The sequence below is a fragment of the Paenibacillus kobensis NBRC 15729 genome (genome assembly GCF_004000825.1).
GTDB classification, from domain to species: domain Bacteria; phylum Bacillota; class Bacilli; order Paenibacillales; family Paenibacillaceae; genus Paenibacillus_T; species Paenibacillus_T kobensis.
Genome location: NZ_BILZ01000035.1, coordinates 19,843 through 33,030 on the forward strand (window position 1 = coordinate 19,843; position 13,188 = coordinate 33,030).

The 13,188-nt window shown below is 50.2% G+C and carries 12 protein-coding genes; 2 read left to right on the plus strand and 10 right to left on the minus strand.

The annotated features are described in order from the left end of the window. Nucleotides 1–2 precede the first annotated feature (2 nt). The 8 genes from PKO01S_RS18760 to PKO01S_RS29125 all read right to left on the minus strand — a co-directional run bounded on the left by PKO01S_RS18760 (nucleotide 3) and on the right by PKO01S_RS29125 (nucleotide 9,579). The gene (locus PKO01S_RS18760; RefSeq protein WP_127532977.1) at nucleotides 3–2,198 is read right to left on the minus strand and encodes a site-specific DNA-methyltransferase; all 2,196 of its coding nucleotides are present in this window, start codon (nucleotides 2,196–2,198) and stop codon (nucleotides 3–5) included. A 12-nt stretch (nucleotides 2,199–2,210) separates the two neighbouring features. Next, a complete protein-coding gene (locus PKO01S_RS18765; RefSeq protein WP_127532978.1) occupies nucleotides 2,211–2,555 on the minus strand; it encodes a hypothetical protein in 345 nt (114 codons plus the stop codon). 544 nt (nucleotides 2,556–3,099) lie between these two features. Continuing rightward, entirely contained in the window at nucleotides 3,100–5,184 is a 2,085-nt protein-coding gene (locus PKO01S_RS18770; protein WP_127532979.1) for a choice-of-anchor J domain-containing protein, read from the minus strand. Between the two features lie 331 nt (nucleotides 5,185–5,515). Next, nucleotides 5,516–5,773: a hypothetical protein gene (locus PKO01S_RS18775; RefSeq protein WP_246070634.1), complete on the minus strand. Its 258-nt coding sequence runs from the start codon at nucleotides 5,771–5,773 to the stop codon at nucleotides 5,516–5,518. Between the two features lie 44 nt (nucleotides 5,774–5,817). Continuing rightward, a complete protein-coding gene (gene mutT, locus PKO01S_RS18780; protein WP_127532981.1) occupies nucleotides 5,818–6,207 on the minus strand; it encodes an 8-oxo-dGTP diphosphatase MutT in 390 nt (129 codons plus the stop codon). Between the two features lie 34 nt (nucleotides 6,208–6,241). Further along, on the minus strand, nucleotides 6,242–6,571 hold the full coding sequence (locus tag PKO01S_RS18785) for a nucleoside triphosphate pyrophosphohydrolase (protein ID WP_127532982.1): 330 nt from the start codon (nucleotides 6,569–6,571) through the stop codon (nucleotides 6,242–6,244). A gap of 58 nt (nucleotides 6,572–6,629) precedes the next feature. After that, nucleotides 6,630–8,528, minus strand: a complete 1,899-nt coding sequence (locus PKO01S_RS18790; protein WP_127532983.1) for a DUF2075 domain-containing protein — start codon at nucleotides 8,526–8,528, stop codon at nucleotides 6,630–6,632. A gap of 127 nt (nucleotides 8,529–8,655) precedes the next feature. Beyond that, on the minus strand, nucleotides 8,656–9,579 hold the full coding sequence (locus PKO01S_RS29125; RefSeq protein ID WP_218031488.1) for an HNH endonuclease: 924 nt from the start codon (nucleotides 9,577–9,579) through the stop codon (nucleotides 8,656–8,658). Nucleotides 9,580–9,772: 193 nt separating this feature from the next. Here PKO01S_RS29125 and PKO01S_RS18800 point away from each other — a divergent pair, with 193 nt between their 5' ends. Further along, on the plus strand, nucleotides 9,773–10,840 hold the full coding sequence (locus tag PKO01S_RS18800) for a hypothetical protein (RefSeq protein ID WP_127532984.1): 1,068 nt from the start codon (nucleotides 9,773–9,775) through the stop codon (nucleotides 10,838–10,840). 152 nt (nucleotides 10,841–10,992) lie between these two features. On the opposite strand, the gene PKO01S_RS18805 is transcribed toward PKO01S_RS18800, so the two are convergent. After that, a complete protein-coding gene (locus PKO01S_RS18805) occupies nucleotides 10,993–11,220 on the minus strand; it encodes a hypothetical protein (RefSeq protein ID WP_127532985.1) in 228 nt (75 codons plus the stop codon). Nucleotides 11,221–11,434: 214 nt separating this feature from the next. On the opposite strand from PKO01S_RS18805, the gene PKO01S_RS18810 reads away from it, so the two are divergent. Next, nucleotides 11,435–12,010, plus strand: coding sequence for an O-acetyl-ADP-ribose deacetylase (locus PKO01S_RS18810; RefSeq protein ID WP_127532986.1), 576 nt, complete (start codon nucleotides 11,435–11,437; stop codon nucleotides 12,008–12,010). Between the two features lie 13 nt (nucleotides 12,011–12,023). Here the strand turns inward: PKO01S_RS18810 and PKO01S_RS18815 are convergent, their stop codons facing one another. Beyond that, nucleotides 12,024–13,178, minus strand: a complete 1,155-nt coding sequence (locus PKO01S_RS18815; RefSeq protein WP_127532987.1) for a hypothetical protein — start codon at nucleotides 13,176–13,178, stop codon at nucleotides 12,024–12,026. Nucleotides 13,179–13,188 lie beyond the last annotated feature (10 nt).

A 13,188-nucleotide genomic window follows, 5' to 3' on the forward strand; every position in this document is an offset into this window, starting at 1 on the left:
GGTCAATTCCTCCCCGTGTTGATTCTGAAGTTGTCGAGATAGTCCCGATAGAGCTGGTAAGTATTCGATGCCCGCAGATTCTTTGCCATGGCACAGTAGCCTGTCTCATAGTCAGTGACGATATAAACGGTCTCAATCTGTGTCAGGGAATTGACTGCTGCTTCAAACTCAGGGAAAGCGGCTTCCTCCGTCAGGATGGCAAATTTGTTTTCCGGCAACACCAGCATGATGGGAACGGCTTCGTCATCTGCGCTGGGGCATGGGCCATGTGCGCCCGCCTTCATCCACAGTGTGGGCAGCATCTCCTTGAATTGTCTGCCGAGGGCAACAGAGGTTCTGTCCAGGAAACCCAGTTTGAAGAAAGCGGCGTTTGTTTCAAAACCACTAGCCCTTTGGATTTCAGCCAGTTTCGGAAGTTTTTGAACTTTCTTCTTAATATAGATTTTTTTCGAAATAGGCTTTCCAGTTGATTTTGATACAACAGTGTCTTCCTCGTTCAAGACAAAATCTTCGATAAGTGCTCCGTAGTCACCCTCAAGAGGAGCACCGCTTATGTCACGCCCCTTGATACTACAAACCGTTCGTGGCCATGTAACATTGCGAGCTATTCCTAGGTTGTCCCACTCCGGATCTCCAGGCTTAAAGCCTTGTTCAGAAAGGGCAGTTGCTTCATCTGCAGAGACTTCATTGTTTGTAACCAAGACACAACGTCTACGCCCTCCATCTTCTGCGTTAAGCAAATTGACTGCGTGGAGCGTTGTCCCAGACCCTGCAAAAAAGTCAACAATTAGTGCCTCCTTTTTGCTGGCGACAAAATATCTGAGTGTATCCTGAACCGCATACAAGGATTTAGGAAAACTAAATTTTCCGGTTCCTATGAAAGACCCAAGGAGAGAAGTTCCATATTGACCGGCATCGTGAAGTTTGTTTTGCCAAACAGTTGTGGCACGGGTAACTTTCCCGTCTACCTCAACCACAATTTTAGTACCATCTGGACGCAATCCACGTACAGCCCAACGACCCTCATGGATTTTGTCTTTATAATTCGCGCTTAAATAACGGAAGACGTATGGTTGGTTTTCGCTCCCCTCAGTTACCCTTACCACACCATCATCAATTAAAGTTTTAAGTGAATCACCAGTCAAACCCCAGTTCATCTCAACGCCATCTTCACGAATTGGAAAAACTGCAGTCGCCCCTTCTATCGAAGGAGCACTTTTAATGGACTGTTCCGGCGTTAATGGTAATCCGATTTTTATGATTTTCTTTGTGGTGTCATCAACGTAGATAGGATAAAATTGCGCAGTTCCACCTTTGACGGTTCCCCTTCTAGAAGAAAAGTCCGTTCTTCTGAGATACCACCAACGAACCTCTTGCTCATCACCTACGCCCTTCGGGTGAATCACATGCGCATCGCCAATCAAAACGATGTAAGCATATTCATCTGCTCTAGAAAAAAGGTTATCCCTCTTAGCACCCGAGGGGTTAATAGTAATACTTACCATCTGCATTTTGGCATGTGGAAATAATTCTTCAAGCAAGCATCCAAGGTGTAAGTATTCCTTTTCGTCAATCGTAACAATCAGCACCGATTCTTTCGGATTCAGCAGTTTTTTCGCCATCTTCAGTCGCTTCTGCATCATAGACAGCCATTTGCTATGCCGGTATGCATCCGTGCTATCCACATAGTCGTTATTGTATTTCCAATCTTTCGCGCCAGTATTATAAGGCGGATCTATATAAATGCAATCTACTTTCCCGGCATAAAGGTATTCCAACAACTGTAAGGCATGGTAGTTATCCGCCTCAATCAGCGTATGCCACAGGTCGCTGTCAGGGGCATTGCAGACCGTGTCTAGAGGCTTAAGATAGGGATAAACTGGCTCACCAAATTCGGCCACTGTGACTAACTCGGCAACAGGCAGTTCCACTACGTCACCGTCACCCTTAGGGAAGCAGGTTGCAGTTTCACCATTGATTTTCAGCACTACATAGGTTTCGCTCACCTTGCCGGTTTTAATGGCAACCGTGCCGCCTTTTCGGACGGGCACGTCGTAAAGGGGAGTACATTCCGGTAGATGCTCCTCAAATACCAGTCCGAATTTCTTCTGCTTGCTCAGCTTCTCGACCTCCTGCTCGATTTTAGCGCGGAGAGCAGAGTCTTGAATTTGCATAATCAAATCGTTAATCGCCGCCATAGTAACTTCTCCTTATCTTTGCACTGCGAGCAGTTGGTTTAGCACCGTACGAACATTGTCCCACTTATCCGGGTTGGATTTAATCAGTTCGCCAATGTCCACAGGAATCTCACTTCTTCCTTGCGCTGCTAAATCATAAAATTTGCTTCGCCGGGAAGGATCAACATCCATCTTTTCTTCCAGCACTACAAGCATCCGGTTTTGCAGATCTAGCGGAGGTGGAGCAGCAGTGAGGATGTCATAAAAATAAGGCTTCTTGATGCCAACCGAATTATAGAATTCTTCCTGTGACATTTGTGCCAGCTTGATCTCGCAAACCAAGTATTCACCAAATGCGGTTTTTTGCCTCTTTTTCACTTGCCCTCACCTCCCATAGTATGTTTGTGTACATACTAACATACTTTTTACTGGAAATTAAGAGTTTCGGTAAATTCCTTTCAAAAGTTCAAAATATCTCAAAGATGTACTTAACCTTATAAGGCAACGGATCTCTGTCAACAAAGCAGACACATAAATTCGAGAAATCAGGCTGCAGAACGGTACGTACGTTCGTATTCATTTGGGCGTATGATACCCTAAGGAAGAATGGTTTATCTTTCCATTATAGAAGCGGGTAATATGTTCAAAAATGTGCTTACGAGCTTGCTCGCGCTATTTATATTTTTCTCGATCAATGATTCTTTATTAATGATGCTGTGGAATTCGATGCATACATTGTCGTAGCAGTAGCATTCATCTCATGACCTACAAAGGTCAAACTCTTCTCGCCTTTGAGGATAAAAGAAAGAGCCCGCTTCGGATAACCTGTTCCGGCGGGCTAATAAATCGAGATTATGCTCCTTTTCTACGCGATTGAAGCCGGAAAACCTATCATCGGGCATACCATAGCTGCGGGCGATTTCTACTTCCCGCTACCCTTGGCATTACTTTTCTTCCCGGTGTCCTTCAGAACCACATCATAATCATATGACACGCTGTTTCTGGTGCCTTCAGGAGCGGCGTACGTCGTCATCATGATAATGCGGTCGTACTTATTGCCGTGGAGCAAGTCGGTAAGCTCAATACGGTCCGATTCCGACATATTAATAGGATCCGGCAAGCGGATGACTTTGACCTGGTTATTGTGCTCTTTCGCCTTTTGCTTATCATAATTCTTCATCAAGCCGATGAATTGAACCTGATAATTCACGTACTGACCGGTAGCCTGCTCCAGACTTTTAAATCCGGAGGTGTCGGTCATCGCATCGATCACGGTTCCGTTCAACCGCAGATTGGACAAGTACCAGCCAGCTTCGTTATAGCCCCAGTCCGTCAAATAACGGAAACCGAGCAGAACCTTCTTCCCGGCATAAGCGGACAGATCGAACGACTCCGTCTTCCAGCCGCCGGAGCTGCCCGTGAAGCCCGGCAGATTCGCCGCGATCTTCGGATAGCCTTCTTCGACCAGATCGCTGCGTGTGTCCTCATTGGCCAGCGACGTCCACGTCTTCCCTCCGTCCTCGGATACCTGCACGGCACCGAAGTCCCACTGCTCCTCGATGTTGTAGCTGGTGTCGAAGCTGAGCTCAGGCGCAGCCTGGCTGGTCAGATCCAATTCCTTGATCAGGAAATTGTCGGCCAAGTCGCCTTGATTGCCCCAGAGAACCGCTCCGCGCTCAGGATCCTCCACCGGCGTCCAGTTGGTGCGCAGGAAGTCGAGTCCTTGGAAATACAGATGATCGATCTTCGGATCCGGCGTGATCACTTTGATGTCTGTCCCCCATGCGGGAGAGGTGTTGTCTGCCAAGACGGAGGAGGTAAAGTCGGGAGTCAGGTCGATCGAGTTGAACTTGTACGTAGAGGGATCGCCTTGATACCCGCTGTCCAGCACGACTGCCGTCATGTAATCAGCATATACCTCAGCGAAAGTTTTGCCGATGCCGGCTTGCGCGAGCGCATCTTCAACGCCGCTGATGCCGGTGTAAGGATCATGGAACAAGGTCTGGATAAACGATTCTCCGTAATGATCGTATAGGTACAGCTGGAACAGATAGGCGTTGCCGTAATCGGCGAGAATTTGCAGATCCGACTGGTCGCCCCATAAGGTAAGGGAGTTCCGGAGATGCGACATGAATTCGTCCACATGGTCGGTGGAGTGGCCGTAACCGACCATGTATTGGGCGAAGTCAGACAAGCCTTCATTGATGAAGCTCTCTTCGTTCGGGTCGGTATCCCGGTGCAGCAAATGCTGGAATTCGTGCGCGAATACCCCTTCATAGAGATAAGGCTCCGCCGCGTTCGGTCCGGTCCGCTTCAACCAATTATAACAATCGACGGTCATGACATTACGATCGGTAAAATCGCTGACCGTCGGGGAGAAGTATCCGGCGATGTAGCTTGGATAGGTTGGGTTGTAGTAGCTTTGGTCCTTGATGTTGTCGATCAAAATGACGACACGGCCGCTGTCATCCTTATACAAGCCGTTGTAGCCATCATTCCCTTTGCGCTCGGCAGGCGGTGCGAAATACTCGATTTCTTTGGGATAAATGCGCGTTTCGAATTCGTTCAGCAAATACTGAACCTGCGCGTCTGTGATTTGAACGGAGCCGTTCCGCGGATCCCCGTTCGGAAAGTTGAGATTGTTCGCTACCCACACTTCTCCGTTATTCCCGACGGCGCGGAGGGTGAAGTTCTTCAAATAATAGTTGCCATCGACATCATTGCTCGTCAGCCATGGCTTGACGATGCCGACATCCGCTTCCGTCAGGCTGGCATCGCCCGAGGAAGTGCCGGCATCCGCCGAAGCTTCGCTGCCGGACAGGTTAAGCCGGCCTTCGGCTTTAACACCTTCAAGCGTATCGGCTCTCAGCTTCGCACCGATGTCCAGCACGCTGGGATTCGCGTTGAAGCTCGTCTGCTTGGCCGATGCCGCAGACGCCGCAACCGGCATGAGCAGGCCGCCGATCAGAATGAACGACGAAATCAGACTGAAGAGATTGCGTTTCACCAAATATAACTCCTCCTCTGATATATGGCTTGCCCACAAAGGGCTATGTCACCTATCATAACAAGGAGGAAAATATTAGGAAGTGCCTCCATTACCAGCAGTATTGTGCTGTGACTACTTGAGCCGCACAACCTCTGGCCTAGCCGCTGTCAAATCTAGTCACGAAGGCGGCAGATGTGTCGATCATTCGGAGAACCAAAAAAGCCGTTCCATTAAAGGACGGCTATGTATTATAGAACCTTGTGGGGATTGGACTTCTGATTTTTGCGGCACTTTGGAAATACTACTTTTCTACAAGATATTGACGCACCCTGATGATTGAATTGGGCATTCATTTCTGAAAATCCTTTGGAGACAACGATATTAAAAGGTCAACTGTAGATAATGATTGGCCTTCGTGATAAGCAGTAACACTTTCCTTTAACATCTGTTTAAGTGTGGGATTAGCGTGAACATCTGAAGCGATGGAGTTATGATCTTCCTCTTGCAGAATGATAGTAAACTTCCCTTTACCGGGAATGAATATCTGGCAAACCGAGTTTTCTTTATTCATGTTCGCAATCTGTTCCATCAAGTCTTCCTTAGTCAAGATTTCCTCCAAGTCGTTCACCACCAATCTCCGATTATTTGTTACTAAGGCCCTTCCCCCGCCAACATCTCCACAAACTTCACATCCGCCGGAGCGAACGTATACTCCCTCAACGCTTCCCGTTCAACCCAACGATAATCATCATGATCCACCAATGTAACCACGCCGCTTATATAGTGGGCCCTGTATGCAATCAACCGAATATGCGTCGCCCCATAATGATGATCATTCGTGCCGAAGTAGGCATAGGGACGAATCACGATTTGCATTTCCTCTAGCAGCTCTCGCCGTAAGCATGCCTCCGGTGACTCGCCCTTCTCGATCTTCCCGCCCGGAAACTCCCACAGGCCTTCCTGCGACTTCCCTTTCTTCCGTCTCGCGATCAATAACTGCCCTTGCTCGTTCTCAATGATGGCCGCTGCCACTTCGATCATCCGAATCACTTCCTATACAATCGCTCTCTTGCCCTTAAGCTCCCTCATCCACATCAATCAGAAACACTCTCTCTTCGAACCCTCCGCGCTTCTCCGCTTTCTGCTCACGCAACGCTTCAAGCTCCTCCCAACTCGCGCCGTGAGCAGCTGCCAACGCCCTTACCACTTCCAAAATGTCCGACAGCTCTTCCAGAGCCTCTTCCGTATTCTCCGCTCGGAGATACTCCGTCGTTTCCTCGCTGAGCTTCAGCTTCAACTGGGTGTGATATTCTACCTCATCCAGAATTCGCGTTCGGCCCGTCTTTCCTTTTGCCTCAATAATCTGAGGGATTCTATCACGGACAAGCTTGTTATATACGAGCATAGTGTCACCTTCCACACTGAGATGTAAACAACTATCAACTTCTATCTCCTTTATTACCTCAACCCAGCCTCTTCTTCATCTCCGCCGCCCGCTCGATCCGTTCCCGCATATAGTTCTCCAGCGCCTTATCCGTGCAGAAAATAAAGCAGCCCTTCTGCCCCCGAGTCATCAGGGTTCGGTACGTATTGCGAATGATTTCGTCCGCAAGCTTCTTGGCCCGCTCCGGGTCCTCTTTCATTAGCTTGGAGAGTCCTTTCAACGACTGGTCGGTCTGTGCCCGGCTTGTGTAATCGGTCACGACTTGTCCGTCGCTATAGATTAGATCTTTGCCGATGATGACGCCGACATAATCGAACTCCAGCCCCTGGCATGTATGAATGCAGCCCGCTTCAGTGACGGATCTCTCATCTATCGCCCATGTTGCTGTATTGTCGAGATTCCAGCTCATGCCGAAGTCATGCTCCGGGATGTCGATATCCGAATACTCCGGGTTGTTGCGGTTATCCTTGGTCCAATCCCAGCAGTAGCCCGCGACGATTCGGGATTTATTTTGCCGCTCATTCAGTTGCTCTATCTGCCGTCTCATCTCGTGAGGGTCGGAGAAAATCCGTACATCATAATCGACGCCCATGTAGTCGTCATTGGCCGTCTCGCGAATTTGCAGGACGTCGTCCAACCACGCCATATATCCATCCGAACCGTCACAACGGAATTGCGAAGCCAGCTGCGTCTTAACCAAATCTGCACCGAGTTCCTCGGCAAACTGCTGGATCAACTCAATGCTTCCGATATCCTTCAGCGTCACCCGCTGCCGTTCATCAATGAAGAAGATGGAGAACCGGGAACCCCGAATGATTTCTTTCACCTGATTCTCGCCAAGATTGCTGAACAGCCCCGATTTCTCATTCAGGCGGTGAGCTTCATCGACGATAAGCGTATCGAATTCATTTTCCATCGCCTCGACGAAGCTGCCGGAGCCTTTGAACAAGTTATCGATTCGCGTCTTGCGCATATCGCCCTTAAGCTTCGTCGCATAAATGTTTCTCGGAGCCGCATTGCGCGTGACGTATTGCACGGCATGACCGTACTGGGTGAGCTGCACAAACAGATTGATGGCCAGCACCGATTTGCCCGTGCCCGGCCCGCCTTCTACGACTAGCACTTTCTTCTCGCCGGAGCGGTACGATTGTCTGGCCAGATCCAATGCCGTCTCATAGACGACCTTCTGGTCATCGATCATCGTAAATTCCTGGTTGCCCTTGAGCATGCTGCCCAGCGAATCCTGCAACGACTTCGAAGGACGAATCCGGCCATTCTCGATGCGGTACAAGTTTTCTTTGTCGTCGCCGTATTTGATATATTTCTTAATAAAATCTCTCAGCTTAGGCGCATCGCCCTTCGCGAAGATGGGAGCCAATCCGACATAATGACTGTATATAGGATCAATCAGCGGCTCATCCTTGCTCGCCAACATGTAGTTGTGCAGGTAAGCGCAGGGACGAAGCTGGATGTTGTCATTTTGAACATTCTCGTTGTAATCCTCGATCAAGGCCGCATAAGACCATGCCTGATAGGAAGGATGCGGCGTCTCGATTAAGCCTTTGTTCATAAAAGTCTTCACGATCGCTTCCTTGCCGCTAACCTTCTCAATCGAATCCCACTGCTTCAGCTCCACGACCACCACGGAATCCGATTGGTCATCGCGGCCGGATATAAGAAAGTCGATCCTCTTCGAGGTGTAAGGGACTTTGAATTCGATAGCGACGCCCGCATTATTCGGAATCTCCTGATCGCTCAGTACCCGGTACATATACTGCATCGAGTTATCCCAAGCCCGAACCTCACGTTCGTTAACCTTACCGATCTTCTCTGCAAAATTGGTGCTGATGTACTTCACCAGATTATCCGTGAACACATCGGCAAGAAACTCTACTTTGGTTGATTCATATACGATCATGACAGTATCACCTCATGAGATTGACTACTAATGTAGGATTGCCACATTTCCACGCCCTATATCTTCTAGACTCCGATATCCAGATCCTCCCTGAACGCATTCTCCTCACTAGAAGCACCCGCTAATCTCAGTACCTCTCCACCGACCTATTACTCTTCCCAATATTACATTCACTGCATAACGTCTGAAGATTGTCCATCACCGTAAGCCCCCCGAGGGAAAAAGGTACAATATGATCGACGTGAAGCTTCACGCCATCTGCCGGAGCTCTGCCGCATAGCTTGCATGTCCCTTTATCTCTCTCTAGCACTTTGAATCGGACGCCTAGCGGGATCGCTCTGCTTCTCTGGCTATGATGAACTTTTGCCGGTATGTGCTCATCATCCATTGCGTCGTTGTTCGAAACGAATAGGTCCGTCATCTTGTTATAAGAAGGCAGGATCTCTAACTCGAAGCCCTTATTGCCCATGAAATGCCCCTTCAACAGTGAGATCAAAATGAAGTCGGACAGAAATTTCTCGCTCGTTGTGTTGAGGAAGCTAGCCGTCTTCGTATCATAAATTCCGAGAATGATATGATTCTGATCGGTCACCTCATAGCCTAGCTTCCGCAGCATGCTGACGAACACGGCCTGCTTCATTTGGCGAAAATGCTGAGCATGCTTCGAATCGCCGCCCATCCGGTCCGAGAACTTAATCTGTTGGGTTAAGAAGATCGAGCCTTCGGCATCTTTCTCCGTCGTGAGATTGATTGAGAATAACATCCCCGAGTATCTGCCGAACTTGCAGTAGCAATATAACCGGTAGTGATCCCTCATGTTCTCATATAACTGCAAGGAGATTTGGATATCCCCCTCCATCAGCGGAAAGGTATATTCGTGCGAGGTCCCAAGCAACTGCCAGTCTTCATGTCGATACTGCAGATTGCTTTCAATCCCTTGTCGTCCCGTGATCGAGAAGCTGCCGATATAGAGCTTGTTCTCCGGCAATGATGTTCTGGACAAAAGCTGGGCGAAAACAACGACGTCCTTATCTTCTTCATGAGTAATCATCGTACCACCACTTACCTTCCTTATCTCCGTGATCTTCTCATTTTAGCAATCGACGATTCCGCTTCCGTGACCTTCGAATCCCTTCATCCCCCATGGACATCCATCCATTTCTCGTCCGCTTGGACGAGTGCATATACGGGCGGGTTCTTGTCCGACATACATTTGAGTAAAAACAATGACGGGAGCTGACATCATGTCCGCAAGCGCATGCCACAGCCGCAAGAAGCGATCGCACTGCCGGTCCAAGTGCCGCAAGCACCACTGCCACTGCAAGTGCCGCCATCACAAGAAGAAGAAATGCGCGACGCATATGACCGATCTGGAGTTTAGTCGGATTCAAGACATTCTCAAGGGCATTGAGCAAGCTCTGCCGCTAGCCTTGAGCAATACGGATACGAGGAGCAATCAGCCCTTATTGATGCAGATCATCCGGCTCCACAATTTCGTTGAGAAGTCCGGCATGTGCGAGAAAAGCACCTTGCTGCGGCTGCTTAAAGACTTCATCCAGCTGCTCAAGACGATCGAGCTCTCGATTATTGACAAAGCGGTTCAAGTACAGCAGATCATTAACCAACTCTTCATCACGCTGCAGACGGTGAACTTGACCGTCGAGCAGACGAACGTCATTAACAACCACATCAATACGATCAATACGATCATTAATAACTTCCAAGGCGTAACCGGACCGCAAGGTCCTCCAGGACCGGCAGGACCAGCTGGACCAATGGGACTGCCAGGACCGGCAGGTCCACAAGGGGCGCAAGGCGTGCAGGGACCTCCGGGATCGTTCTCCCCGGCCTATGCGAACGTCTATGATAACGCGGTGCAAAATATCGTAAACAACCAGCCGGTCCGGTTCAATCAGTTCGATCAACCGGGCTCCATTATGGCTGGCGGCATAACCGCCACGGCAACTTCATTGACAGTGACCGACGCAGGCGACTATTCCGTCGATTGGAACGTATCCTTCTTGCCGCCTCCAACCCATTGCGCACTCGGCATCTTCGTCACGGGCACACTCATCCCTTCGACGACATCAGGTCTGGCCGTTGCAGACGGACAGCAGATCGATGATGTCGGAGCCTCGGCCATTATCCGGCTGGCGGCGAACGATGTCGTCGAGCTTCGCGGGCTCATTCCCGCTACGAGCACGCAAACATCGTTCAACCTCAGCAATACGATACAATATCCGCCATTCGGTGGCGTTGCAGATCAGCCGATCGCGAGCGCTTCGCTGCGGCTCATCAAGCTGTCGCCATAACGAAACGAATCGCACCGCGAGCGGTCATTCCATTACAGGCGGCAGGTCTCTGCCGCCTCTTGCTTCGCGCCTCTCTCACCGGCAGCCCCTCACCCTACTGCACTAGCCAACCTTGCCTGCAACCGTTCGTCCGTCTCCCTCACCGTCTCATCCTACCGCCCGAATTTCTGTACTGCCTCATACAACAGCATTAACTCCGTTCGCACGTCCGTATCGTCCGTGAGCACCGCCGTCCTCAGAATATCGCCTGACCGCGCATCCAGGATGGTGTTGCCAAGGTTCGTTTCCCCTCGTCCGAACGCTTCTCTTGCTTGTTCAATGGCTAGTGTGACAGCCGTAATCAATCGATGAACTTCTATAGTCACTTCAATAGGCAGCATGACCATCCGCTCCTCATTAAGCCTCCTAACCTATTCACAATCCGTATCATAACTTCCATTCCCCTTTCGGCTATTTAATCGCGGAAGACGGCAACTGCTTCTTCCTTATCCGGCTCCAACTCTGCAATTCCCTTGTTATAAGTGATCCCCCCTCTCGATCCGCACCTGATATAATGGAAATAAGTAGTTACTCAGTAAAAGGTGGAGGAAATCGATGGCATTCACGATCAAGATCAACCAAACAACCTTTTCTCTTATTAAAGGCGATATAACCAAAATAAAAGCGGACATTATCGTCAACGCTGCGAATACAAGCTTGCTTGGCGGCGGTGGCGTGGATGGCGCGATTCATCGGGCCGGCGGACCGCTTCTCCTTGAAGAATGCAGGAAAATTAAAGCCCGGCAAGGAGGCTGCGCAGCTGGCGATGCCGTTATTACGGCTGCCGGCAACCTGCCTGCTTCGTACGTCATACACACCGTTGGCCCCGTATGGAACGGCGGCAACCGTCAAGAAACCGAGCTGCTCGGCAGCTGCTATACGAAATCGATGGCGCTTGCCGATAAGCACCAAGCGAAGAGCATTGCTTTTCCGAACATTAGCACCGGTATTTACCGCTTTCCTAAGCCGCTTGCAGCAGAGACAGCGCTTGCATCTGCAATCGCCTACTTGAACGCCTCAACTTCGAATCCGAGCCAGCTCGAGACTGTTTATTGGGTTTGCTTCGATGAAGAGAACTTTACGCTTTACCGGAATGAGCTCGATAAGTACACCAACCGAATGCAAGGTTAATATCGCCGCCGCCCTACTTCTCCAACATATTGTCTAAGTTATGGTAATAGTTGCTGTCGAACGTAGCCTCTCTTGAGGACCTGAACGAGTACACGTCCGTATAGTCCTCCTCGAGATGCGCGCCGAGACGTCCCAGAATCGCATTCACTTCTTCGGAATGTTGCTTCAGAACACACAGGTACGCAGCTCCAGCATCGTCATGGCCTACATACGCGGGCATATTCCGTTCGCGCAGCAGCTTCTCATACTCCTGCTCTCTGCCGTCCACGACGAAGCCCAGATCTTCAAGTCCGTCCTCCGCCTCCAGTCCTCTCTCGTCCGCAATCCTCTGCCAGAACAGCACCAGTCCAAGCGGTGTGTAGCACCTGACTGTTCCTTCTTCATAGAAGAACGGCGTCTCGTGATGGCAGCTAAGTGACCGGACTTCATACTGAGCCGCGGCTGCCGCCGTTATTCGATACCCGAATGAACGTAAATACACGATCGCCTGATCACAATATTCGGCCAGGATTTGATCCGCAGAGATGGAGCCGGAGGCACTCTGCTGTTCCGGTGCTCCCTCTTTCACCGTCTCACTCCGTTGTTCATAGGTTTTCGGTTTCACCAACTCGCTCCGTAACTCATACGTTTCCGGCTTCACCCGCCCGCTCCGTATTCCCTGCAGCTGCTCGGCATAATGCGCGCGCATCCGTTCAAGCGACGCCTCATGGAATCCCTTCTCATCCGAGAATCTGCGGAACTGCTCGCCATACTCTCTCAACTCTTCTTCCGTCTCGGACAGCGCGAACCGGGTCCAGAACCGCGACAGCAGCCCTTTGTTATATGAATCCTCTCGGGCTTGCTCCGGGAACCACGGAGCAGACCCTATTCTTCCCGTAGCCCGTATTCGAACCTCGAAATAGTTCTCATTCAACTTTCCCGTCTTGGCATACCTCTTCACAAGACGGTCGAGCGCTTCGTACTCGTCCGCGCCGTCACTCGTCTCATCGATCCGCCTCGAACAGGATTGCTTCTGATTCCTTAAGTCCTCCAGACTATACTCCTTGCCTTGAATAAGATACTCCCGCATGGACATGCCCGCTCCCTTCTTCACTATCTTCCAGTTCTGCTTCCCAGCTCTTCGGCTGCCCGTTACCCCGCTGTCCTGCCGTCCACCTGGCCGCTCCAAGACCGCACAA

Coding starts and splice junctions, on each gene's coding strand:
- PKO01S_RS18805 (WP_127532985.1), bottom strand. CDS start 11,220: ATGCTGCCTATTGAAGTGACTATAGAAGTTCATCGATTGATTACGGCT.
- PKO01S_RS29125 (WP_218031488.1), bottom strand. CDS start 9,579: ATGATTACTCATGAAGAAGATAAGGACGTCGTTGTTTTCGCCCAGCTT.
- PKO01S_RS18760 (WP_127532977.1), bottom strand. CDS start 2,198: ATGGCGGCGATTAACGATTTGATTATGCAAATTCAAGACTCTGCTCTC.
- PKO01S_RS18800 (WP_127532984.1), top strand. CDS start 9,773: ATGTCCGCAAGCGCATGCCACAGCCGCAAGAAGCGATCGCACTGCCGG.
- PKO01S_RS18790 (WP_127532983.1), bottom strand. CDS start 8,528: ATGATCGTATATGAATCAACCAAAGTAGAGTTTCTTGCCGATGTGTTC.
- PKO01S_RS18785 (WP_127532982.1), bottom strand. CDS start 6,571: ATGCTCGTATATAACAAGCTTGTCCGTGATAGAATCCCTCAGATTATT.
- PKO01S_RS18810 (WP_127532986.1), top strand. CDS start 11,435: ATGGCATTCACGATCAAGATCAACCAAACAACCTTTTCTCTTATTAAA.
- mutT (WP_127532981.1), bottom strand. CDS start 6,207: ATGATCGAAGTGGCAGCGGCCATCATTGAGAACGAGCAAGGGCAGTTA.